The sequence below is a fragment of the Thermopolyspora sp. NPDC052614 genome, assembly GCF_040678635.1.
Classification (GTDB): domain Bacteria; phylum Actinomycetota; class Actinomycetes; order Streptosporangiales; family Streptosporangiaceae; genus Thermopolyspora.
The window spans coordinates 511,609-534,529 of sequence record NZ_JBFATZ010000004.1 but is presented as its reverse complement, the minus strand read 5'-3'; the positions used below and the strand labels follow the sequence as shown (position 1 = coordinate 534,529).

Genomic DNA, 22,921 nt, shown 5'->3' with positions numbered 1-22,921 from the left:
AGAGCCGTTTCGGCCTCTCAGGCGATCCCGCGAGCAGTCGTCACGTCGATCTGCCCGGTCACCGCCGCTGTTATCAGTGCTCTTCTTCGTTCCTGAAGCAATCTACGCTGACTCTCAATTGCTTCTTTAGCTGTATCGATCGAAGTGAGCTCGGTATGAACTCGCTCAACCAGCAGTCGCTGTACTTCCAAACTAGGGAGAGGGATAGGGAAACTTAGAATTTTTGCACTGCTCGTAGAAGCTAGGTTAGTGGTCTTGACGCCCGTGCTCTCAAAATAGCATCGACCGTGAAGTGTTTGCGTCATTAGAGCGAGATAGTCGGCGTCCAGTTTATCGGGATGAGGGCGAACGGCAAATATGTGATTCTGATGCAGGCAGTTTGGCAACTCTCCGCGCCAGACGGTTCCTCGCCCTAGCTTATCGAGATCACCTCCCTCTGTCATGAGTACATCCCCTGGCTGTAGTGTGCTGCGCTCCGCGATCTTCCTAGGGACTGTAGTTTCCGTGACTGACTCCAGGTCAAGTCGCCCTGCCTGAACATTTGCCACGCGAAGGTATGGTCGCGTTACGACATCATCGTCAAGGGAGCGTGACCCGTCGATAGTGAGCCCGGATTGCAGGCGGCAAACATATCCGAGGCGAACTAGCGGCGTACCAACCTCCATTGCTGGCAGCCATTCCCATGGCCACTTTCCGGTAGGGCTGGACAGAGACCCGGGAAGAAGAATTTCCGTGATCAAGGCGGATGTGCGTTCACGGAGGAGAGTGAGTTGCCTGCTGCGAACGTCATCGATACTCTTGATCTGAGCCGTTGCTGTATCGAGGAAATTCGCTATGCGTCGCTGCTCGTCTAGATTGGCCAAGCTAATGGGAAAGTCTCGAACGAAACTGTCGGGAACTCGTTTCTGGCCTGCGACACCGTACATCTCCGCCTCGCCCAGCTTGAGGAAATGATGGGAGTGCGTGAGATATAGTAGAAAGCGCGGGTCGATGTCGGGCCCTGCCCGAAGAACGTGGAGCTCTGTAGTGCCAGCTCCTACTCCATTAACAAGCCCGTCGGTGATCCAAACGGATCGTGAGGCTTCGAAGGTGGGTGTGATCTTCGGTACGAGGACATCTCCGTCCTGAAAACGGGTATAGCCGATAGATACGCTGCTTTTAATCCGTCGCTGACTTAGGTTCAATCTATCATCGGGCCAAATACTTTCCATAGGAAGGAAAGTGAGCTCGGCGTCGTTCGGGAGGCGATCGAAGGCGGGTGTAGAGGGGTTGACCTGGACGAGGTGGCGAAGGCGTACCTTTCTCATTCGGTCACCTCGCTAAGAAGTTTCTGAATCTCGCCTTCTAGTCTCTTGAGTTCGGTGTTAATTTCCTGTAGCGGCCGAGGTGGTGTGTATCTATAGAAGTGTCGGGTGAACGGAATTTCAAATCCAATTTTGGTCTTGGAGGCGTCCACCCAGGCATCCGGGATGTGCGGGAGCACCTCCTGCTTCAGATAGGCCTCGACTTCGGCCTCCAACTCCGCCGGGGTGGCGTGCATCGAGGTGAGTGGCACGTTCTCGTAGTCCCGCAGGTCGGGGTCGGGCAGGGAGTTGCCCTTTCGGTCCGTCTGCAGCTCGCCCTCAGGGTCGCTGATCGCCACCTCGGCCCAGATCGCCTTCTCCACTGGGGCCGGTAGCTTGTTCAGACCGTGTCCCCGAAGCGCGGCATCGAGCTTGCCGACGAACTCCAGCTTGGTGCGGCACACCGTACCGGCGAGGGACCTCAGCGCCGCGAGCAGCGCGTCGCGGTGCTCGTACCTGCCGACCGCCTTGGCCTCCGCCACCGTGTCGGCGGTCTCGGTGGTGGCCTCGAAGCGCTGGTGGAGGGGGCGTTCGACGGTGATGCGCTGGTAGCCGAAGGCGTGGCGGGGGAAGGCCTTCACCTTCGCGTGGTGCTCGTGCTCCGGGTCGGCCGCGATCGTCAAAGCGTCCTTGTAAATCCTGGTCAGCTCGTCGATCTGCTCGTCGGTGATGTACTTGCGCTTGTCGCCGAGGGACTTGCGCATCTTCGCCCAGTGCTCGCGGCCGTCGAGCAGGATCACCTTGTCGCGCAGGGCCGGGACCTTGCGGTTGGACAGGATCCAGAAGTAGGTGGCGATGCCGGTGTTGTAGAAGAGCTGGTCGGGGAGGGCGACGATCGCCTCCAACCAGTCGTTCTCCAGGATCCAGCGGCGAATCTCCGACTCGCCCGAGCCGGCACCGCCGGTGAACAACGGTGAGCCGTTGAAGACGATCGCGATGCGAGAGCCGCCCTGCTCGACCGGCTTCATCTTCGAGATCATGTGCTGGAGGAACAGCAGCGATCCGTCGTTTATGCGCGGCGTGCCTGCGCCGAAACGACCAGCCCAGCCGAGCTGGTCACGTTCGTCTTCGATGTGCTTCTGGACGTTCCTCCACTCAACGCCGAATGGCGGATTGGCGAGCAGGTAGTCGAACGTCCGGTCCGGATGTCCGTCCTGTGTGAAGGAGTTGCCGAAGGCGATGTCGGCCGCCTCCTCCTGACCTTTGAGCATCATGTCCGAGCGGCAGATCGCCCACGACTCTGGGTTGAGCTCCTGGCCGAATACCTTGACCGTGGCCTTCGTGTTGTAGCGGGTGATGTGCTCCTCTGCGGCCGACAGCATCCCGCCTGTGCCGCATGCCGGGTCGTACACGGTGCGGACGATGCCGGGCGTCATCACGTCCACGTCGTCGGGGGCCATCAGCAGGTTCACCATCAGGCGGATGACCTCGCGCGGGGTGAAGTGCTCACCAGCGGTCTCGTTCGAGATCTCGGAGAACTTGCGGATGAGCTCCTCGAAGATGTAGCCCATCTGATGGTTGTCGACCGCATCGGGATGCAGGTTGAACTCGGCGAACTTCGCAGCCACGCTGTATAGCAGTCCGGCTTCGTCGAGCCGCCGGATCTGCTCCTCGAAGCGGTACTTCTCCAGAACCTCCGCCGCGCCCTTGGAGAATGCCCCGATGCAGGCCCGCAGGTTACTGGCCACGTTGTCGGGGTCGGCGATGACTTTTTTCATGTCGAGTTCGCTGGTGTTGTAGAAGCCGGCACCGGCCACGGACCGCAATATCCGGTCCTTGGCGCCCTCCGGCAAAGGGCTGCCCTCCAGCTCCTTCACCTTCGCCAGCACCGCGGGCTTGCTGGGTTCCAGCACACAGTCGAGTCGGCGTAGCACGGTGAACGGAAGGATGACCTTGCCGTACTCCGACTGCTTGTAGCTGCCTCGGAGCAGGTCGGCGACAGACCAGATGAAGTTCGCGTACCTCTGGTGGTTGGTGCTCACCGTGTTCCCTTCATGTGTGCTCCGACCGGCCGCACGATGCCCTGCGTGAGGCCGTCGGATATCAGTCGGATCAGATCCTCGCCCATACCGGCCGCTCGGCGCAGGCCGCGCTCGAAATCCGCCAGCCGCCGGAACGCCTCGCCGTACGCGCGTTGCTCCTCGATCGGCGGGAGCGGGATCTCGGCGCGGCGGATGTCGGTGTGCAGGCGGCTGCCGGTGCCGGTGTAGTGGCGGACGTTCATCGAGCTGTTCACGAAGCCGGCGAGGAAGTGGGGGGCGAGGCGTTCGGGGTCCGGGCGTAGCAGCGTCATGCGGAGGCCGAGGACGACGGCGCGCTGCGCAGCGACTCGGACGATGAGGCGGGTCGCGGCCTGCGCGACGAGCACGTCGCCGGGCTCGACCACGAGCTCGTGCTGGACCGGGACGGGGGTCGCGGGCTCGCCCGGCGGCCCTTCGCCCAGGAGGTCTTCGATGGTGAGGACGGGCAGATCGGCCGAGGCCGGGGAGCGTTCGCCATCTTTGGTTGGTTTGTGGGGCTGGATGGTGAGCATGCCCAGTCGGACGAGCTCGGCGAGCGGGACCACGGGCAGGCTCTGGGCATCGCGGGCGGCCTGGACGGCGGGGAGCAGGTCGGCGGTCGTGCGGAGCAGGTCGGCCACGGTGTCGCGTTCGGTGATGAGCCGCTCGGGTGTCAGGTCCTCTGCGGACGAGGCGAGGTGGCGGGCGGGGGTGAGGTCGACATCCTCGTCGAGCAGGTCGATGACCGGTACGGCTCTGCTGATGCCGGGCTCGTCGGCGTGTTCGCCGAGGTCGAAGCGTGTCCAGGCGTCCGTCGCGACGCGGGCGAAGTCGTTCGGGCGCGTCGCGGTGTCGACCATCAGGACGTGCTCGGGGGTGCGGGAGTCGGCGGGGCGGCGTAGCAGCCAAAGGGCCAGGGCGACGGCCGTGTTCGGCACCGCGCCGATCGGGAGGCCGATCACCGCCCGGAGCGCGCCGCGGCGGATGAGCTGGGTGCGGATGCGGCGGCCCGATCTGCGGTTCGCGGCGGCCGGGGGCATGAGCAGGACGGCGGTGCCGCCCGGTTTGAGGTGGGCGAGGGCGTGCTGCACCCAGGCGAGCTCGGACTCCATCTTGGGCGGCAGGCCGTACTCCCACCTGGGGTCGGAGTGCAGGTCCTCGTAGCCCCAGGCGCGGTCGTTGAACGGCGGGTAGCACACGACCGTGTCGACCAGCGTGCCGGGGAAGGCGTCCTGCCGCAGTGAGTCGCCGGCGACGACGTTCACCCGGGCGAGGCCGAACGCGAGGTGGAGGGCGGTGAGGCGGGCGGTCGCCGCGTCGATCTCCTGGCCGAGGAGCATGCCGTGTGGCCGGTCGCGGAACGGCTCAAGCAGGGCGCCCGTGCCGCAGGTCGGGTCGAGCACCCGCTCGGCGTCGGGGCCGCCGAGCTCGGCCATGAGCCTGGCGACGGCGTCGGGGGTGGGGTACGTGCGCCTGCTGTGCAGCTCGAAATAGCGTTCGCGCAGGAACGCGAAGGTGTCGCCGGGGCCGTCGGCGAGGTCGGCGAGGCGGCGCAGCAGCGGCACGCCGACCTTCGCGAGGGAGCGCGGCATCGGGGGATCGACCAGGGCATCGGCGCAGGCCGCCTGGACTCGCCGGGGGAGTTCGGCCGCGATGGTCGACTCGTCCTTGGCGGACAGTTCGGTCCAGTTCGCGCGGTCACGGCCGAGATAGACGAGGAAGGCGCCCAGGTCGGCGATGAGCTGCGCGGGCTCGTCCGCCGCCGCGCTCGCCCGCAGGTCCTGCATGAGCCACTCGCGCTCGGGCAGCGGCCTGCCCTCGGCGTGGGCGAGCAGCCACCGCCGTACCTCCGCGAGTGAGAAGACGGGGCTGAGCGAGGTGCCGCCCACGGGCTGCGGGAAGTCATCGTGCCGACGGCGCCAATTGCTCACCGCGGCGCGTCCGACGCCGCCCAGCCGGGCGATGTCCGCCACGGTCACCTCGACGTCCTTGTCCACGTCGCTCCTCTACCTCTGATGTTTGACATGACCCTAGAGCAAGACATCTCATCGATGCAACGTCGCGGAAGGTATTGGTCGATGGAATCAACACGTGCTTTAATGGATTTCGTCGGCCACCGATCCTCGATGAGAGAGGAGAACGGTCATGTCCCCCACTGCCAGCCACTCGACATCCGGCCGGACACGCGCCCGCACCCGACGGGGCAGGCGCCTGTTGCGGCAGGGCCGCGGGGTCCACCTGCTCGACCTCGAAAACCTGACGGGCTCGCCCTGCCCCACCACCGCGCAGGTCACCGAGTTCATGACCGAATACCGCGAACTCGTGCCGATCGGCCCCATGGACCAGTTCGTCGTCGCGGTCAACCCCAGTGCCGGTCTCTCCGTCGGGATGGCACTGCGCGGCATCCAGCTGCTGATCCGCGCTGGTCGGGACGGCGCCGACCGGGCGCTGTCGGAGTCCGCGTACGCCGCCCGTCTCCCCGAGCGGTTCGAACGGGTGGTGATCGGCTCCGGCGACGGCCACTTCACCGATCTGGCCGCCTGGCTCGCCGGAAGCGGCACGCACGTCACCGTCGTGTCGAGAAGGGGCGCGCTGAACCGGCGCCTCTACGCGGCCGCCTCCAAGGTCGTCACCTTCGGTACGCCCACCGCCCAGGCCGCCTGACGCGGCGACGTCCCAGCATCGACGTTCCAGCGACGACACCGCCCGCGGGCCGGGGCGGACCGACCGGCCCCCGCCCGCGGAGCGCTTTACACCCCGGCAACCGCCGCTTCCCTCTCCCTCGGCCCACTCGTGGAGGAGAACCAATGGGTCAGGTCGACCGCGCCGCCGTCATCGCCGACGAACAGCGCGAAGTGGATCACATCTGCGACTGCGTCGAACAGGATCGGCGCTCGATCGACGCCGTCCGGGTGAAGCTGCGCTCGGACTGCCCCGACGCCGGACTCGCCCCCGTGCCCGACGTACCCGTCGAGTTCGGCGACCGCGAGGACCTGGGCGGACGGTCCCTCGTCACCACCCGCGTCGACCTCACCGACGACCCGGACGGGCGGCTCACCTGGTACCTCGGGCGTCGCAGCGTACGCGACCGCGACGGCGACCTGGTCCTGGTGAAGTGGACGAGCCGGCAGGCCACCCGGTGGCGGCTGGCCACCCCCGACGCCCCTGACGACGTGTGGCGGCTGCGTACACTCCGCTGCGAGGGACCCAAGGTCCTCGACTACAGCGACCAGGTGATCCGCCCGGAGGCGGCGCCCGCGAGCGCCGCACCCCGCGCCGACACCGCCACCGGGACCGCCACCGCCACCGAAACCGGGACCGGGACCGATCGCCCCGAGGACATCGACCCCTTCCTGCTCGCCGAGCTCGACAGCGCCCGCGACGGATCGATGCGCGACATCGTGGAGACCATCCGGCGCGACCAGTTGCTCCTGGTCTCCGACGAGCGCAAGGGACTGCTGATCGTCCAGGGCGGTCCCGGCACCGGCAAGACCGCCATCGGGCTGCACCGCGTCACCTGGCTGCTCGACAACAGGCACTTCACCGCCGACGAGGTGCTCGTCGTCGGCCCGCACCGGGCATTCCTGCAGTACGTCAAGGACGTCCTGCCCCGCCTCGGCAGCCGCGGCGTCGCCACCGTCGAGATCTCCCAGCTCTGGGACGGCGAGGTCCGCGGCGCCGACACGCCGCAGACCCGGCTGGTCAAGTCCGACGAGCGCATGGCCGCGGTGCTGCGCAACGCCGTCGAGAACTGGATCCGCCCCGACCGGATCACCGCCGATCTCGAGTTCTCCTTCCGGGGAGCGCACCTGACGATCGGCCGCGCGGAACTCGCCGGCCTCGCCCGCGAGGCGCGAGACTCCGCAGGCCCCTACCTGGTACGGCGGCGGCGCTTCGTCGACCGCACCCTGGACCTGCTCATCCAGCGGTACCAGGAGGCCACCCGGCTCAAGAAGGCCGACGACAAATTCCGCTCCCAGGCGGAGAAACAGCCCCGCCTCGCCGCCCTCCTCAACGCGGTCTGGCCGACCCTCACCGCCGAACGGGTGCTGCGCCACCTGCTGAACGCGGCGGAGGCCGTACGGGAGGCGTCGTTCGGGGTGCTCACCGGCGAGGAGCAGCTCGCCCTGGTACGGCCCCAGGCCCGCCGGACCGCCGACGAGCCCTGGACGCCCGAGGACCTCGTGTGCCTTGAGGAGCTGCGGTTCCTGCTGTCGGGCGACGAGCCGCAGCGCTACCGGCACATCGTCGCGGACGAGGCCCAGGACCTCACCCCCATGCAGGCCCGCTCCCTGGCCCGCCGCTGCCCGAGCGGATCCATGACCGTCCTCGGCGACCTCGCCCAGAGCGTGGGCGGCCGCCAGTACGACGTGTGGGGCCGCCTCGCCGGCATCCTCGCCGGCGCCGACGGCTGGCACATCGCCGAGCTCGCCGTCGGGTACCGCGTCCCCAGGGAGGTGATGGCGTTCGCCCGGCCGCTCGCCACGGCCCTGTCGCCGTCGACGGCGTTCCCCGAGTCGATCCGCCCGCCCGCCCCGGGCTCGCTGACCGTCACGTCCGTCAGGCGTGCCAAGCTCGTGGGGGAGACGGTGTCCCGCGCCCTCGGCCTCGCCATGCGCAGCGAAGAAGAGGTGCGGTCGGTCGCGATCATCACGCCCGACGACGGGGAACTGCTGCGCGAGATCGACCGGGAGGTCGCCAAGGCACAGGAGGCGACCCTCACCGGGCTCAGCCGTCCCATCAGCGTCCTGCCGGCGCCGCTCGCCAAGGGACTGGAGTTCGACCACGTCATCGTCGTGGAGCCGCAGCGGCTCGCCGACCAGGGGCCGGTGGGTCTGCGCCGCCTCTACGTCGCGATCACCCGTTGCACCCAGTCGCTGACCGTCCTGCACTCGGCCCCGCTTCCCGCCGAACTGGGCGGTCCCGCCGACGCCGCCCGGAAGGCTCCGAAGGGCGGGCCCGCCGCCGAGCCCGCCGTCGCCACCGACGCCGTGCCGTACGAGAGCCGTGAGCACCTCCTCGCGGCGTTGCGCGAGCGGATCTCCGCCGCCCGCGCCCAGGACGATCACGGCTATCTCCGCCACGTCCTCGCCGCCGACCTGTACAAGAACGGGCTCCGGCCGTCCACGGACTCCGAGTTCGCCGACGTCATCCGCACGACCCCACGCGGATCGGCGATCTATGTCGTGTCGGGCACCGCCCTCGGCACCTACCCGGAACTGCGCGCGGCGGCCGTACGCGCCCTGGAGGTCGAATGGGCAGGCGGGGAACGCGCGGACGAGGTCTTCCTGGTCCTGCCCGAGGAGCCCCGGGAGATGTGGGCCGTGGACGTCATCGGCGAAACCCTCAAGGTGTCGCTGATGTGGAGAACGCCTGCAGGCTGGGGAGGCCCGCATGTGGACCTCGCGCTTGGCCGTACGCCCGATGCGGACGAGTCGGCCGCGGATTAAGCGTTTCGACCTCGCCGCACTGATGTAGGTGACATGGTCCGCTCGCGTCGGATCGAGCATGGCCTGACGCAGGCGGAAGTGGCGCAGCGAGCGCAGATCAGCCAGTCGGCGCTGTCGCGGATCGAAGGTGGAGGCGGAATCCCGACGCTGGCCATGCTGGACCGATTGGCCAGGGCGATGGGGACCACCTTCACCATCACCGTCGGACAGGGCGTGGCGGCCTGACCTGTGGCGGCAGGAGAGGACCGGACACGGTCGGCGTCGCCGACCTGGGAGTTCTCCGGCTTGGAACGGAACGGCTCGCGTCGTGGCCGGGGTGGAACGGCGAGGGCCGACGTGGAACGCCTGAGGGGTAAAAGCGGATCGACCTACTCAGGAAAACTCATGAACAAGATCTTTTCGCGGGCCGGGCGCGTGCTCGCGCTCAGTGCCGTCACGGCCGCCGGGCTCGGGCTCGGGCTCGCCGCCGCCCCGGCGGAGGCCGCCGCCGACTCGGCGGTCATCGCCGTCACCGAGCAGCCCGGGAACTACCTCAAGGTCAACATCGATGTGGTCTTCCACATGACCCCGGCTCAGGCCCAGCAGTTGAAGAACAGCGGCCACCCGATCGTCCTCAGAACCTGGGGCGAGGACCCGGCCAGCGACGATGTGCTCTACGGGCCCGACACCTTCAAGGCCTACGACGTCACGTCCCGTGGCATGGAACTTCACACGTACTACTACTTCAAGCGCGGCACGACCCTCAACGAGGACTCGGGCGTGTTCGACGGCGAGGTCGACGACATCTACATCGGCGCGCGCCTGCTCAATCCGGCGGGAAGCACCCTCCGGTCGGTACGGAGCAACACGGTACACGGAAAATTCTGACCCGAAACGAGGCCAGCGCCGCGCCGGTGCGCCGGGTACTCATATCAGGCCATTATTTGACCTGATATGAGGAGGGGCACGCCGGGGCAGGAGACCCGCCGGCGAGGCCAGCCGGACCCGGCCGGCCTCGAACCGCTCGACGGCCTGGGCGTCCACGCGGTCGGCTCTAGGCGACGGCCGCTTCGCCGGAGTGCGTGAGCGCGGCGGTGGCCAGGCGATGCCTTCGGGCGGGCAGGCCGAACGTCGGGTGATCCATGATCCAGACGGCGCCCTTGAGGATGCGGTCCTTGACACGCGCCGCCGTACGGCCCCGCAGGAACCAGGACGTCGCCCGGACGTCGCGTCCGACCGGCTGAACGATCGCGTCCCGGCGCCCGAGGCTCATGTGATTGCCGTAGTAGTACAACGGCACTGACGTGATCTTCCTGCCGGTCAGGTGCCCGACGATCGTGTTGGCCGCCTGCATGGCGGTGAACCCGGCGGACGCGCACGACATCGGCAGCGGCCTGCCGTTCGCGCCGATGACGTGGACGCTGTCGCCGGCGGCGTACACGTCGGGATGCGAGACCGAGCGCATGCCACGATCGACGACGATCAGGCCGGTGCCGGTGACCTCAAGGCCGCTCCCGGCCGCGATCGGGTGCACGGCGAACCCGCCGCACCACACGGTCGCGTCGGACGCGAAAACGGTGCCGTCGGCGCCGACGACCCGCGTCGGCTCGACGCGTTCGATGAGCGTGTGCACGTGGACGGTGATGCCGAGCCGTTCGAATGCCCGGCGCAGATGGCGGCGGGCGCCGGGGGAGAGCCATTCGCCCGGCTCGCCGCGTGCGGCCAGCGCCACCTTCAGCCAGGGCCGCGACTCGGCGATCTCGGTGGCGGTCTCGATGCCCGTCAGCCCCTCGCCCACCACCAGCACGTGCGCACCGTCGCCCAGGCCGTCCAGGCGATCCCGCAGCCGCAGCGCCGCGGCCCGGCCGGTGACATGGAACGCGTGCTCGGCGACGCCCGGGACGCCATGGTCGGCGACGGTGCTGCCGAGCGCGTAGAGGAGGGTGTCGTAGGAAATCTCCCCGTCGTCGAGGGTGACGATCTTGCGCTCGGCGTCGAGGGCCACGACGCGGGCCAGACGCAGCCGGATCCCGGTCCCGGCGAACATGTCGGTCAGCGGGCGCATCTTGAGGTCCTGCCCGGCCGCGAGCTGGTGGAGGCGCGTCCGCTCAACGAAATCGGGTTCCGCGTTGACGACGGTGATCTCGGTTTCGGCGGGGTCGAGGCGGCGGGCCAGGCTACCGGCCGAAGGGGTCCCGGCATAGCCCGCACCAAGGACAACAATGCGATGCTTCATGGCCTTCTCTCCTGTCTGTTCGCTCGACACTTGAGCGAGACGGCAGGCCGATCCCTGACAGGACCGCGCTGTGATATGGGCCACACATCGCCCGGCCGAAGCGAATCGGCGGCCCAGCCACCAGGTGACGCCGCAACGAGGACACAAGCGCATTGGCCGTGATCGCATGGCGGCGATGACGGCGGGGAAACAGAGGCGGGTGTGAGAGCCTGAGGACATGGATTTTCGCCGGCGTAGCGGCGTCATGGGGATCGGATACCAGGGCACTGATCTCGACACGTTCGTGCACCGCATGCTGACCTACGGCCTGCACACGCTGGTCGATGTCCGGCTTACCCCAATTTCTCGCAAACCCGGCTTCAGCAAGGGACGCCTCGCCGAGGCGCTGAGCGAAAGCGGTATCGAGTACATGCATCTACCGGCGCTGGGCAACCCCAAATGGAACCGGGCCGGTTTCGCGGGCTCGGCGGCCGAACTCGCCAAGGCGCAGGCCGCCTATCTTGAACAGCTCGATGGCGACCAGGCGCGTGAGGCCATCGAGCTGATCGTGGAACGGGCGGGCAGAGGCCTGACCGGCGTCCTGTGCTTCGAGGCCGACGAACGCCGATGCCACCGTCAGCTCGTCCTGGCCCAGGTGCTGGACCGTCTCGCCTTGGCCGGTGGCGATGCCGATTCACCGGCGAGGGTAGAAGACTCCGAGCACGCTGAAAACGTGCTGCCGCTTGGCCTGATTGCCGACGTAGAAGACGGTGTCGCGGTCAGCGGCGCACATCTGTTCCAGCCACCGTTTGCAAAGCTCTGACCGGATTGCCCGATGGATGACCTGCCAGTCAACCCGCGGTACGCGGCTGACCGGGCGGCATCACCAGGATTCGACGATCGGGGCGTCGTGTTCCTGTTTCGACCAGGTCGCGGTGAGGCGGCCGAGCCGTTTCGGGGAGGCGACGGCGCAGGCGAAGGCGACCTTGCCCTTGTGGGTTTCGAGGGCCAGGACGCCTACCACCCGGTTGTCGATTACGGCGATCAGGGCGGGGGAGCCGTTGACGAGGCCGGTGTGCAGGGCGGGGCGGCCGCCGATGAGGCGGCGTTTGCTTTCGATGGGCTTGATGAAGGCGCGGGCCGCGGCGGCTATGCGTTCCGGAGTGGGGTACAGCAGCGGCTTTCCGGTGAGTCCGGCGCCGTCCGAGACCGCGGTGGCGTCCTCGGTGAGCAGCGCGACCAGTCGCTCGGTCTGCCCTGACGCGGCGGCGTCGAGGAATGCCTCGACGATCCGGCGCGCGTCGGCGTCGGTGACGGCGTCGCGGCGGCGTCCCGTGGTGACGCGTCGGCGGGCCCGGTGGAGGTGCTGCTGGCTGGCGGACTCGGTGATGTCGAGGATGCCGGCGATTTCGGCGTGGTCGTACGAGAACGCCTCGCGCAGCACGTAGACGGCGCGTTCGTGCGGGGAGAGGCGCTGCATGAGGAGCAGCATGGCCAGGGAGACCGATTCGCGTTGTTCGGCGGTGTCGGCCGGGCCGAGCATCGGGTCGCCGTCGAGGAGGGGTTCGGGCAGCGACGCGCCGGCCGTGTGCTCGTGTCTCGCCTGCGCGGAGCGGAGCCGGTCGAGGCACAGATTGGTGACGATCTTGGTCAGCCACGCCTCCGGCACCTTGATCCGGTCGCGGTCGGCGGCCTGCCAGCGCAGGAACGCGTCCTGCACGACGTCCTCGGCATCGGCGGCCGAGCCGAGCAGACGGTACGCCAGCGAGGCCAACCGGACGCGGCTGGCCTCGAACCGCTCGACGGCGAGGGCGTCCACGCGGCCGACTCTAGGCGACGACCGCTTCGCCGGAGCGCCTGGACATGATGGCCAGACGACGCCTGCGGGTGGGCAGGCCGAGGGTCGGATGGCCCATGTTCCAGGCGGCGCCCTTCAATGCGACGGTCTTGCGTTCGGCGTCGAGCGCTTCGACGCGCGCCAGGCGCGGCCGTACCCCGGTCCCGGCGAAGATCTTCCCTAGCGGGCGCCTCTTGAGGTTGTGACCGGCCGCGAGCTGGTGGAGGCGCATCCGCTCGACGAAGTCGGGTTCGGCGTTGACGACGGTGATCTCGATGTCGGCGGGGTCGAGGCGGCGGGCCCGGTTTCCCGCCGCGTAGGCCCCGGCGTATCCGGCTTCGAGAACGACGACGCGATGCTTCACGACTGTGCTCCCTGTCTTCTCGCTCACCGCTCTTCTCGCTGGCTGTTCTGTTCGCTCGACACTTGAGCGAGAGGGCGGCCCGATCCCTGACAGGAGAACAGTGTGATGTGGATCACACATCAACACGCCGGTCGGGGCGGACGACCGGCACGACGCCACGACGGCCACAAGGCCGCGTGCGGACCCGTCCGACCCGGTAGCTCGCATTAGGCGAGGCCCTCGCCGCCGTCGATGTCGATGATCTGGCCGGTGATGCAGTTGTTGGCCATGAGGAAGAGGGCCGCCGCCGCGGCCTCCTCGGCGCATGGGACTGATCGCCTGGAACTTCGCGGCACTAAGGTTGTGCCGCCTCGTCCTGGACGAGGAAACCGACCAGGCAGCCTTGGCCCGCCGCCGCGAGACGGTGGTCGAAGCCGAGGCGATGGATGGATCGGCCTGTTTCATCTACAACGCCGCGGGTCGGGCAGGTGACGCGGTCAATTCGGCCGCTGCGCACCTCGCCACCCTCGGGCCGGCCTTCACTCGGGAGAGGACGTTCGGACTGATCCATCAGGGGATCGCGCTCACCCACGCCAAGGACATCCCGGAAGCCACGGCCAAGCTGTCGGAGGCGGTCACGCTCATGCGCACGCACAGCTCGGCACGGCTCGGACACCTGCTTACCCAAGCTCGCAAGCGTCTCGACCCCTGGGCGGGCAACTCGTACGTGCGCAGCCTGGACGAGTGGCTGCAAGCTGTGGCGCTCCCCGCGATCGGTGATTCAACTCCGAACTGAGCTCGGCGGACCCTCCTTCTTGGTGTCTCCCAGCTCGGCCTCCAACTGTCCAACTGCGCGATCACGTGGTCGACGATTCCTTTGAGTAGAGCAGTGCGGCGGCGGGCTACAAGATCATGGCTGCCGTGTGCTCTGCTCGCCCTCGCGCGGGCATGAGGTGATGTGGAGGCGTCGGTCCGGAGCCGATAGCCGGGGTCAGTAGTCGGCGGCGAGCACCGCTGCCAGGCTCCCCGGGGTGCCTCGGACGTACCCTGTGCTGTCGGCGAACGCGCGCGAGCCACCTTAGGACCGCAGCCGTACCGTGTCTGGTCGGCCGACCGCCGTATCACGTCCCTGCGGAGCGTAGGCGGGCCAGCAGGTCGCGTACCTCCAGCGTGCGCGGATGCTCGGGACCGTACAGAACGGTGAGATCTTCGTGGAGCGGTTGCAGGACGGCGACCGCGCGCGGCGTCTGCCCGTCGACGGCGAGCAGCGAACCGATGTCGCGCCGTAGGTCCAGCACGACTTCGTCGCCATCGCCTTTGCGCTCCCGCAGATATCTCAGCACAAAGCGGAACGGCTGGAGCGCCCCAGCCACCTCTCCCAGCTCGGCGCGGCAGTAGGCCACCTGCCGCCAGCATTCCAGGCAGTCGGTCCCATATCCCTCCTCCAGCCGGGAGTAGGCACCCGCCAGCCACTCGAATTCGTGGAGGGCCCGCTGAAAGTCACCACCGATCATTAGGATCGCAGCGCGCCGCTTCCGGAGTCCCAGCACACGCGGGTTCTCGGCCCCCAGCGCCTCGGTGACCGGTGTGAGCACCGACTTGAGGACGTCGGCGGCCTGCGAATACCGCCCCTCGTCCAGCAACTCGTCGGAGCGGGCCAGCGCCGCGTTGAGAGCGGCCTGGGCCTCGCCGATCGAGGCAGAAGCTTCGCCCACCGGCCTCATCCGGGCCCACTCGGGGTACGGGCGAGGCGCGCAGGGATCGCGATAGGGGCGCGTCGGGTCCGGCATTCTCTCCGTAGGCCGTTCGGCCGGATCTGGGCGGGAGCCACGAGTCGGCAGAAAGGGAATCAGTCGCTCGAAGACCGACCGGGCGTTGCGGGGGCGTTGCCTCGGCCGCTTGTCCAGCAGTTCGAGCGTCAGCCGTTCGAGCTCCGCCGGTACGTCGGCACGGAGCCGCCGCAACGGCGGTGGCTTCGCGAAAAGGTGCTGCTGCATGATCGCGGAGCCGTCGCTTCCGCCGTCGAACACGGGTGTGCCGGCACAGAGCTCGTGCAGGATGCATCCGAGCGCGTACAGGTCGCTGCGCGGCGAGACCTGGACACCTTGAATCTGCTCAGGCGACATGTAGAAGGCGGTCCCCATCGGCACCCCGGTCGCCGTGAGCCTGGTGGCATCGGTCCCCAGAATCGCGGCGATCCCGAAGTCGAGGACCTTCACGGTGCCGTCCGTCGTAACCATGACATTGGCCGGCTTCAGATCGCGGTGAACGACGGGGATCGCGTGCGCGTGGGACAGCACGGCGGCGATCTGTGCCGTCACCGCCACCGCCCACGAAATGGGAAGCGGGTTATCCGGGGAGACGAACTCGGTCAGCGGCGTGCCGCGCACCAGCTCCATCACCAGATACAACTGCGTGTACGAGCGGTCCAGCACCGCGTCGTACACCTGGGGAACGCCGTGATGCCGGATACGCGCCGTCACCCGGGCCTCCCGGTGAAACCGCTTGGCCAGTGCCTCGGCCTGTTCGGCGGACGACACGATGTCCGGGCGGATGAGCTTGATCGCGACCTCGCGGTCCAGCACCGCGTCGTACCCGCGCCAAATCTGACCCATCGCCCCGGCATCGATCTCCTCGACCAGTTCGTAACGGTCGCTGAGCGCCTGCGATCGCACTACCGCTCTCCCGGTCATCTCGAATCCACTGCCGTTTGGGAGTCCAATCTGGTCTCTGCGGGCATGGGCCGTCCAGAGGCGTCCGCGGCACTATCCCACCCAGCGTGCGATCGTTCCAGGAATTATCGGGATAAAGCACCCAGATAATCGTCAAGCCACGTCGTCCCGGATCGCCGAACGCGGACTCGTGGTGGATGGGACTCATGGAGGGTTCCTTTTCCCCGTGATGAGGTATTCGACGTCCCGGTAGAACTTGGCGAATGAGGGGGAGTTAGCGCGCGCCATGTTCAGGTCGAACCGCTGCGCCAGTCCCGGTTGATGATTCTTGGGCCGGTACGGCGCGCCGCTGGGACGCCGACAGGTCAGCCATTCCTTGCAGCCGCGGATACTTTCCGGATCCGCTGGGGCTTCGAGGTCGGAGGGGAGCCCCTGGCAGCCGCGGAGGGAGACGGCCGCCGCGAGAAACCAGGCTTCGAATTCCCGATGCGCCAGAACCACGGCGGCGGAAAGACCCGGCCGGGCTTCCTCGACACGGGCTAGCAGACCGGGACCCAAGCTGGCCGGGCAGTCGTCGTCCGAGTCGAGGAGCACGAGAAGACCCGCCAGATCTCCGAATTTCCGCGTGATCTCGTTGACCGTGGCCTCGATCCCGTGTTGTTTCATCAGCGTGTCCCGTCCCACGCGGTACGGGCGGAGAAACACCGGCCACACCTCGGGCATGATCTCGGCCGTGATCCTGTTCAGCAGGATCGGAACCGCGTCGACCTCACCGTGTCCCTCGACAACGACGGCGATCTGACGAGTGGGCGCGCTCTGAGTCATCGCCGTCCCTGCTCGTGATCGGCAGGCCGGAGATGTCCCTGCCGGTGCATCGCTGCGAGCATGGACGGTTGCTCGGCGAGGTACTGGCGGGTGTGCTCGTCGAGTTCGCCGATGCGGGTCACCCCGTTCACCATCTCGACGAGGCGTAAATGTTCTGCTTTGGCGTACTCGGTGTCGAGGATGTCGGCGCTCTGGGTTGTGGCGATCACCTGGGTATGGGCGGACGCGTCTTCTAGAGCGTCGTACAGCGCGGCCACCTTGGCGGGGTGAATCGCGGTCTCCGGCTCCTCGATGGCGACCAAGGGAATCGAGCCATGCCGCACACCGGGTTGGAACAGCGCCGCCAGTACGCCGGCGGCCCGGAGCGTCCCCTCCGACAGTTCCTGCCGCTGGAACACGTCCACATGCGGGGCGGGCGGATACACCTTACCGGAGTTGACCGCTTCCCAAAAGCCTAGTGCTGGATCGCCGTTCCAGAAGCGTGCCCGGATGGTGGAGAACTCCTCCTCACGCCGTTCGTCGACTCCCAGGAGCTGCGGAACCACCGCTCGCAAATAGCTGTCGAGATGCTCCTTGACCGTCGGCATTGTTTCGGCGAGGGTTCCGAGCACATGCCCGATGTGCTCGCCACGAGGACCAAGCGTGGTGTGCCGTTCGGTATCGTCGTCGATCCTTCGCAGAACCGTGGTGTCGAACTCGTAGAACCGCATGCTGGTCAGGGCCGTCTGGAGGCGCTGAAATGCCTTGTCGAACACGGAAACGGCTTGAAGCAGCAGTCGGTCTCGAGGCCTTCGCTCTGCGAGTTCCGGAGTAGAGAGCGACGAACTGGACGTGAAGCCCTCCGGTGACACCGCGAACCACTTGCCGCCGCCGTCCGGTTCCTTGATATGACATTCCTCGCGCAGAACCATCGGAGAACTCCGACGGGACGATGCACGGCCGATCTCGAATTTGTACGAAGCGGGTTTCGCCTCGCCGGTCTCGTTGGCGGGAAGCTCTAAGTCAAGCTCAATGGAGAAAGACTCAACCGCTTCACTCGTGGCTGGGCCGTGGTGGAGGACACGTTCCAAGCCACCGCGAACCGACAACGCGTGTCCGGGTGAAGCGGCCAGCGCATCAGCGGTGAAGCGAAGGGCGTCGAGGAAGTTTGACTTGCCGGCAGCGTTGAACCCGACCAATACCGTAAGCGGCCCCAACGGGACGTCACACTCGGCAATTGAGCGATAGCCTCGTATGCGGATTTTGTCAACGAGAACAACCGGTGAGCCCTTGGCGGCGATGGTCACGACACATCAATTCCTTGTCCGCTGGCGTTCGACATATCGAAGGCGCCAATGACGGCCGCCGTGATCAAAGCCTGGCGATGTTCTTCCAATAGGGTGATTCGCCGCGTAGGACGAGATTTTACTTTCGACAGGTTGTCCAACATTGTATCTAATTGTGTAACGCGTCTTTGCTGCACGGGCAGCGCCGGAACGGGAGCAATGAATGAGGCGACCTGGCCAGGTCCGGGTTTAGCCACCCATCGTATGGGCATAGTAGGCCACTTTGATTGCTCAAGCCATGGTGCCAAGGTGCTCACCGAGTCACCTCGCCCAGGAGACTCTGCATCTCTGTTTCAAGGGCCCTGAGTTCCGCATCGATCGCAGCCAGAGGACTGGGAGGATTGCAGACGTAGAAATGCCGGGCAAAGGGGATCTCGTAGCCGATTTTGGTCTTAGTGTGGTCGATCCAGGCGTCGGGGATATGTGGCAGGACTTCGCGTCGCAGATACTCGTCCACGTCCTGATCCAGCGGCACGTTCTCATGGTCGCGCAACTCGGGATCGGGCTCGGGTTCGCCCTTTTTCAGTTGCACCTCCCCTTCCAGGTCTCGGACACCGATGGCGTCACGCAGGGCGGCGCGGAAGGGCTGGGCGGAAGGCCACATCACCCCGGCTTCGGCCATCGCCTTGCGAACGGCGTCGAAGGCGTCGGCCTTCTTGTCCCAGCTCTGGCCGAGAAGCGGCTTGAGGGCATCCGCCATCACGTCCGGCTTGACATGCTTGGCCAGCGCCTTCGACTCGCTCACTGCCGTGAGGGTCGCGTCGGTGATCTCGAAGCGGAGTTTCAGGGGGCGCTCCACGGTGATGCGCCGGTAGCCGAAGTCGGTGTTCTTGAAGACCTTGACCTTGGCGTGCAGTGGGTGTTCGGGGTCGGCGGCCACCTGGAGCGCTTCGCCGTACAGGTGCGTCAGTTCGGCGATGTGGGCCTTTGAGATGTACTTGCGCTTGTCTCCGAGGGATTTGCGCATCGTGGTCCAGTAATCGCGGGCGTCCAGCAGGATGACCTTGCCCTGGTGGTCGGCGTCCTTCCGGTTGGTGAGAATCCACAAGTAAGTGGAGATGCCGGTGTTGTAGAAGAGCTGGTCAGGGAGGGCGACGATGGCTTCGAGCCAGTCGTTCTCCAGGATCCAGCGGCGGATCCGCGACTCCCCGGAGTCGGCCGCGCCAGTGAAGAGGGGAGAGCCGTTGAAGACGATGGCGACGCGACTGCCGCCCTTCTCGACCGGCTTCATCTTGGAGATCATGTGCTGGAGGAAGAGCAGCGAGCCGTCGTTGATCCTTGGCAGGCCGGCACCGAAACGGCCGCTTTCGCCGAGCCGTTCGTGTTCCTCCTCAACCTCCTGCTTCACCTTTTTCCAGTCCACCCCGAACGGCGGGTTGGCGAGCATGTAGTCGAACGTCGCGCCGCGATGCCCGTCGTCGCTGAAGGAGTTGCCGAACTTGATGTTCTCCGCGTTCTGGCCCTTGATCATCAAATCGGAGCGGCAGATCGCCCATGACTCCGGATTGAGCTCTTGGCCGAAGAGCTGGACCGACGCGTCGGGGTTCAGGCTGCGGATGTGCTCCTCGGCCGCGCTGAGCATGCCGCCGGTCCCGCAGACCGGGTCGAGCACCTGGCGGGACGCGCCGGGAACGGCCAGGAGATCGTCGTCGGGGGCAAGCAGCATGTTGACCATCAGTTCGATGACCTCACGCGGTGTGAAGTGCTCACCGGCGATCTCGTTGGACTGCTCCGCGAAACGGCGGATCAGGTCCTCGAAGACGTACCCCATGTCATGATTTGAGACGATCACGATGGGGTTGCCCTCCGCGTCGCGCTCCACCTTCCCGTCCGCGTCGAGCCGCACCGGCCGCAGGTCCAGATCGGCGAACCGCCCCACGACCTTGTACAGCAGGTTCGCTCCGTCCAGTCTCTTGATGTGCTGGGCGAACTCGTACTTCTCCATCACCTCTTGGGCGTTGGGGGAGAACGCCCCGATGTAGGAGAGAAGGTGCCTGGCCGTTTGGTCGGCGTCCCCGGCGATCGCCTTCAGCGTGTAGGCGCTGGTGTTGTAGAAGCTGTGGCCGGATGCCCGGCGGAGGAAGGCGTCCACGTCGATGTCCTGGCCGGCGAGTTGTTTGACGGTGGCCAGAACCTTGTCCCGCGTCGGCTCCAGCACGCATTCGAGACGGCGCAATACGGTGAACGGCAGGATGACCTTGCCATAGTCCGACTGCTTGTAGTCACCACGCAGGAGATCGGCGACCGACCATGCGTGGTTCACAAGTTCGGCGACCTTGCTGTGGTTCAAAAGATTCCTTTCGGTGCTCGGGGTCGGTCGGCGGGCCGTCAGTCATCCGGCGGGAGGAGCACTCCGCTGGTCAGGCCAGCGGTGTACTGCCGAGCGGTCTCCGCGGCCAGTCGGGCGGTGAGGGTGGCCGATCTTCGCAGGGCGGCCATCCTGCGAAACGCCCTGCCGTACCGCCGCTGCTCCTCGAGTGGGAGCAGCGGGACACGGAGGCGGCGCGCGTCAACGCGCACGATCGTACTGCCAGTGGCGGTGCTGTTCAGGTTTTCTTCGGCTGACAAAAAGCCTGCAAGAAACCATGAATCGATACGATTCAGGTCAGGACGGAACAGGTAAAGATTCGGGCCGAGAACGGTGTCCACGTCGCGATCCTCCGCGACGCGGGCGGTGCCAGAACCGTCATGCAGGATCTCTGGAAGCAGGACATCGCCGCGTTGTATTCGCAGAGGTTCGGCGATGGGACTTTCCGGGAGTCTGCCCGAAGCCGGTTGATCTGTAATGACATCGCCCGCTGTGAGGACACGTGCGTCGGCCTGTTGTACTGCATCATCCGGGTCTGTCGCTTGTTTCTCGCGCGACGGCACCTTCGCCCGATGAAGTCCGATGGCACCACCGCGTACGAGATCGGCGACGGTGGCGGTGCGCCATGAGGCGGCCCTCGCGCCGACGGCCTTCCAGTCCTCACCGCCGCTCGCCGCCGACAGTAGATCGAGCGCGCGTCTCAGTTGCAGCCGGGTGGCTCGTGTGTCCTCGGCGTACGACTGCGGTTCAGCGGCCGGAGGCGCCGCGCGAACGTGACGGCTGGGCGTCAGGTCGACGCTCTCGTCGAGGAGGTCCAGCGCGGGCACGGCACGCGCGATGCCTGATGCCGTCACGAAGTCTTCTGGCGCATCTTGGAAGCTTCGCCAGTCTTTGAGTATGACGTCGCGAAGTTCTGTCCGCAATGAATAACGCGGTTCCTCCCCCTCAATGGTCTTTCTCAAGGCCGCGACCCATGCTGTGGACTTCCCGCTGCCAGTTCCGAAAGTGATCACGGAGGGCTTCGCCGTATCGATGAAGAGCACCCGGGGCGTGTCCGGCCGGGCCGCGGAGGGTCGGCGAAGGATCCACAGATGTAGGCCTACATGCGGAGGCGGTGCCGCTCCCGGGGGCAGGGCGATGATCGCTTGGAGGACGTTGCGCCGTACCAGCTCGGCTCGGATCTTCCGCCCGCCGGGTCGTTCGGCTACCGAGGGTGGCAGCAGGATGACCGCCTGCCCATCCGGCTCCAGATGGGCCAGGCAGTGCTGCACCCAGGCGAACTCGGGCTCCTTCTTGTTGGGCACCCCGTACATCCAGCGGGTGTCGTAGCCCAGTTCGTCCTGCCCCCAGCCACGGTCGGCGTAGGGCGGGTTGCACAACACGGCCTCGGCGGTCAGTTCCGGGAAGGCGTCCTGTCGGAGGCTGTCTCCCGTACGCAGCCGCACTCCGGCCTCCGGCACGAGGACGCCGACGCGGAATCTCGCCATATCGGCCTGGGTGGAGGACAGGTCCTGCCCGAAGAGCTTCGCGGCACCGCGCCGCCCGGCCGCAACCAGAAGTTCGCCCGAACCGCAGGCGGGGTCGAAGACGCTCGCCGGGTACGGTCGCCGCTCGACGAGCGCGGCCATCAGGTCGGCGACGTCCTCCGGGGTGTCGTGTCCGGCTCGGGCGGAACTCGCGTCGGGCCACCGCGCGCTCTGGAATACGTCCAGGACCTCGCGGACATCACGGTCCTTCAACGACAGGAGGAGAGTGCGTGCCATGAGCGCCATATACGAAGTGAGCCTGGGCTGGGTGGGCTTCACGGGGTCGGGGATCAGGTCTCCTATCGCCGCCCGTATGTGCGGGAGAAGGTCCTCGTCCGGAAGTTCGCTGAGCCTCCGGCGCTCGGCCTCGTCCGTACGGCGAACGGCGAGGAACAGGGCCGCCAGACGCTCCGGCGTCGCGTCGTCCGACAGCTTGCGCAACTGGTCCAGCAGTTCCTGATGAAGCGACGGCTTCGGGAGTTGCCCACGCGCGGCCAGCCAGCTTTCGACCGCCTTGCGGTCGTAGGTCGGGCTTGCCGCCGAGCCGCCTGAAGGCTGGGGAAAGTCCGCATGACGACGCCGCCAGTTGCTGACCGTCGCTCGCGTGACTCCCGCGAGACGTGAGATCTCGGCGGCCGTCAACTGCTCCGATTTCGGTGACACCTCCTCATCCTGCCAAAAGAGGAGGTTTGTCGGCACTCGCCCCGTGTAAACGTATGCTTAGTCATGGTAATAGGTTTGACAGTGCTTTCACCCTATGTTGTCCTATGAGAGTGCTTGCAGTGCCGCTGCTGGTCCCCGGGCGGCGCTTCTGCTGTAGCAGGACCGAAACCCTCACACCGTTCCTTCACGGCGCACGTCACCGCGAGAGGTCCAGATTGATGACCAAGACGTAAGCCGAGCAGGCCCCCCGAGCAGATGATGACTCGGGGGCACACTCATGGCGCGGTCGTTCCACATCGGGCTCGTCCTGCCCTTCTTCAAGCCGCTCCGTGACCGCAGGCACCTTTCATGCGCGGATTCGTCCACGCCGCGCACCCTGGGCCGGTTCCACGACGGCCTCCGTTCCTCACCGGCCGTGCTTGGAGACGCGGCCCG

The 22,921-nt window shown here is 66.7% G+C and carries 18 protein-coding genes; 6 read left to right on the top strand and 12 right to left on the bottom strand.

Annotation, left to right across the window (positions count from 1 at the left end; all coding sequences use genetic code 11):
- Positions 1-17: 17 nt before the first annotated feature.
- Genes AB0K60_RS12020 through AB0K60_RS12010 form a run of 3 tightly spaced genes read right to left on the bottom strand, consistent with a single transcriptional unit; the run spans position 18 to position 5,340 of the window.
- Positions 18-1,307, bottom strand: a complete 1,290-nt coding sequence (locus tag AB0K60_RS12020) for a hypothetical protein (RefSeq protein ID WP_364051983.1) — start codon at positions 1,305-1,307, stop codon at positions 18-20.
- Positions 1,304-3,325 carry a class I SAM-dependent DNA methyltransferase gene (locus AB0K60_RS12015; protein WP_364051980.1) on the bottom strand — a complete coding sequence of 674 codons (2,022 nt, stop codon included), beginning with the start codon at positions 3,323-3,325 and terminating at the stop codon, positions 1,304-1,306. Before AB0K60_RS12015 ends, AB0K60_RS12020 begins: the two co-directional genes overlap by 4 nt.
- Positions 3,322-5,340, bottom strand: coding sequence for an N-6 DNA methylase (locus tag AB0K60_RS12010; RefSeq protein WP_364051977.1), 2,019 nt, complete (start codon positions 5,338-5,340; stop codon positions 3,322-3,324). The genes AB0K60_RS12015 and AB0K60_RS12010 overlap by 4 nt, the downstream gene beginning before the upstream one ends.
- A 148-nt stretch (positions 5,341-5,488) precedes the next feature.
- On the opposite strand from AB0K60_RS12010, the gene AB0K60_RS12005 reads away from it, so the two are divergent.
- The 4 genes from AB0K60_RS12005 to AB0K60_RS11990 all read left to right on the top strand — a co-directional run bounded on the left by AB0K60_RS12005 (position 5,489) and on the right by AB0K60_RS11990 (position 9,660).
- Positions 5,489-6,007: a hypothetical protein gene (locus tag AB0K60_RS12005; RefSeq protein ID WP_364051974.1), complete on the top strand. Its 519-nt coding sequence runs from the start codon at positions 5,489-5,491 to the stop codon at positions 6,005-6,007.
- 143 nt (positions 6,008-6,150) lie between these two features.
- The gene (locus AB0K60_RS12000) at positions 6,151-8,793 is read left to right on the top strand and encodes an AAA family ATPase (RefSeq protein WP_364051971.1); all 2,643 of its coding nucleotides are present in this window, start codon (positions 6,151-6,153) and stop codon (positions 8,791-8,793) included.
- Positions 8,794-8,826: 33 nt separating this feature from the next.
- Positions 8,827-9,018 (top strand): helix-turn-helix transcriptional regulator, encoded by a 192-nt coding sequence (locus AB0K60_RS11995; protein WP_364051968.1) that lies wholly within the window; start codon positions 8,827-8,829, stop codon positions 9,016-9,018.
- A gap of 159 nt (positions 9,019-9,177) precedes the next feature.
- Entirely contained in the window at positions 9,178-9,660 is a 483-nt protein-coding gene (locus tag AB0K60_RS11990; RefSeq protein ID WP_364051965.1) for a hypothetical protein, read from the top strand.
- A 166-nt stretch (positions 9,661-9,826) separates the two neighbouring features.
- Here the strand turns inward: AB0K60_RS11990 and AB0K60_RS11985 are convergent, their stop codons facing one another.
- Entirely contained in the window at positions 9,827-11,008 is a 1,182-nt protein-coding gene (locus AB0K60_RS11985; RefSeq protein WP_364051962.1) for an FAD-dependent oxidoreductase, read from the bottom strand.
- 217 nt (positions 11,009-11,225) lie between these two features.
- Here AB0K60_RS11985 and AB0K60_RS11980 point away from each other — a divergent pair, with 217 nt between their 5' ends.
- The gene (locus AB0K60_RS11980) at positions 11,226-11,810 is read left to right on the top strand and encodes a DUF488 domain-containing protein (RefSeq protein WP_364051959.1); all 585 of its coding nucleotides are present in this window, start codon (positions 11,226-11,228) and stop codon (positions 11,808-11,810) included.
- Positions 11,811-11,870: 60 nt separating this feature from the next.
- Here the strand turns inward: AB0K60_RS11980 and AB0K60_RS11975 are convergent, their stop codons facing one another.
- Both AB0K60_RS11975 and AB0K60_RS11970 read right to left on the bottom strand, forming a co-directional pair.
- The gene (locus tag AB0K60_RS11975; RefSeq protein ID WP_364051956.1) at positions 11,871-12,806 is read right to left on the bottom strand and encodes a sigma-70 family RNA polymerase sigma factor; all 936 of its coding nucleotides are present in this window, start codon (positions 12,804-12,806) and stop codon (positions 11,871-11,873) included.
- A 10-nt stretch (positions 12,807-12,816) separates the two neighbouring features.
- Entirely contained in the window at positions 12,817-13,188 is a 372-nt protein-coding gene (locus tag AB0K60_RS11970) for a hypothetical protein (RefSeq protein ID WP_364051953.1), read from the bottom strand.
- Between the two features lie 304 nt (positions 13,189-13,492).
- On the opposite strand from AB0K60_RS11970, the gene AB0K60_RS11965 reads away from it, so the two are divergent.
- Entirely contained in the window at positions 13,493-13,963 is a 471-nt protein-coding gene (locus AB0K60_RS11965) for a hypothetical protein (protein ID WP_364051950.1), read from the top strand.
- Between the two features lie 325 nt (positions 13,964-14,288).
- Here the strand turns inward: AB0K60_RS11965 and AB0K60_RS11960 are convergent, their stop codons facing one another.
- The 6 genes from AB0K60_RS11960 to AB0K60_RS11935 form a co-directional block, all read right to left on the bottom strand.
- On the bottom strand, positions 14,289-15,842 hold the full coding sequence (locus tag AB0K60_RS11960; protein ID WP_364051947.1) for a serine/threonine-protein kinase: 1,554 nt from the start codon (positions 15,840-15,842) through the stop codon (positions 14,289-14,291).
- 201 nt (positions 15,843-16,043) lie between these two features.
- Entirely contained in the window at positions 16,044-16,664 is a 621-nt protein-coding gene (locus AB0K60_RS11955; RefSeq protein ID WP_364051944.1) for a DUF4276 family protein, read from the bottom strand.
- A complete protein-coding gene (locus tag AB0K60_RS11950) occupies positions 16,661-17,950 on the bottom strand; it encodes an AAA family ATPase (protein ID WP_364051941.1) in 1,290 nt (429 codons plus the stop codon). Before AB0K60_RS11950 ends, AB0K60_RS11955 begins: the two co-directional genes overlap by 4 nt.
- Complete coding sequence (locus AB0K60_RS11945; RefSeq protein ID WP_364051938.1) at positions 17,947-18,093, bottom strand: hypothetical protein; 147 nt, start codon at positions 18,091-18,093, stop codon at positions 17,947-17,949. Before AB0K60_RS11945 ends, AB0K60_RS11950 begins: the two co-directional genes overlap by 4 nt.
- A 149-nt stretch (positions 18,094-18,242) precedes the next feature.
- Entirely contained in the window at positions 18,243-20,279 is a 2,037-nt protein-coding gene (locus tag AB0K60_RS11940) for a class I SAM-dependent DNA methyltransferase (RefSeq protein WP_364051935.1), read from the bottom strand.
- Between the two features lie 38 nt (positions 20,280-20,317).
- The gene (locus AB0K60_RS11935; RefSeq protein WP_364051932.1) at positions 20,318-22,522 is read right to left on the bottom strand and encodes an N-6 DNA methylase; all 2,205 of its coding nucleotides are present in this window, start codon (positions 22,520-22,522) and stop codon (positions 20,318-20,320) included.
- Positions 22,523-22,921: the final 399 nt, after the last annotated feature.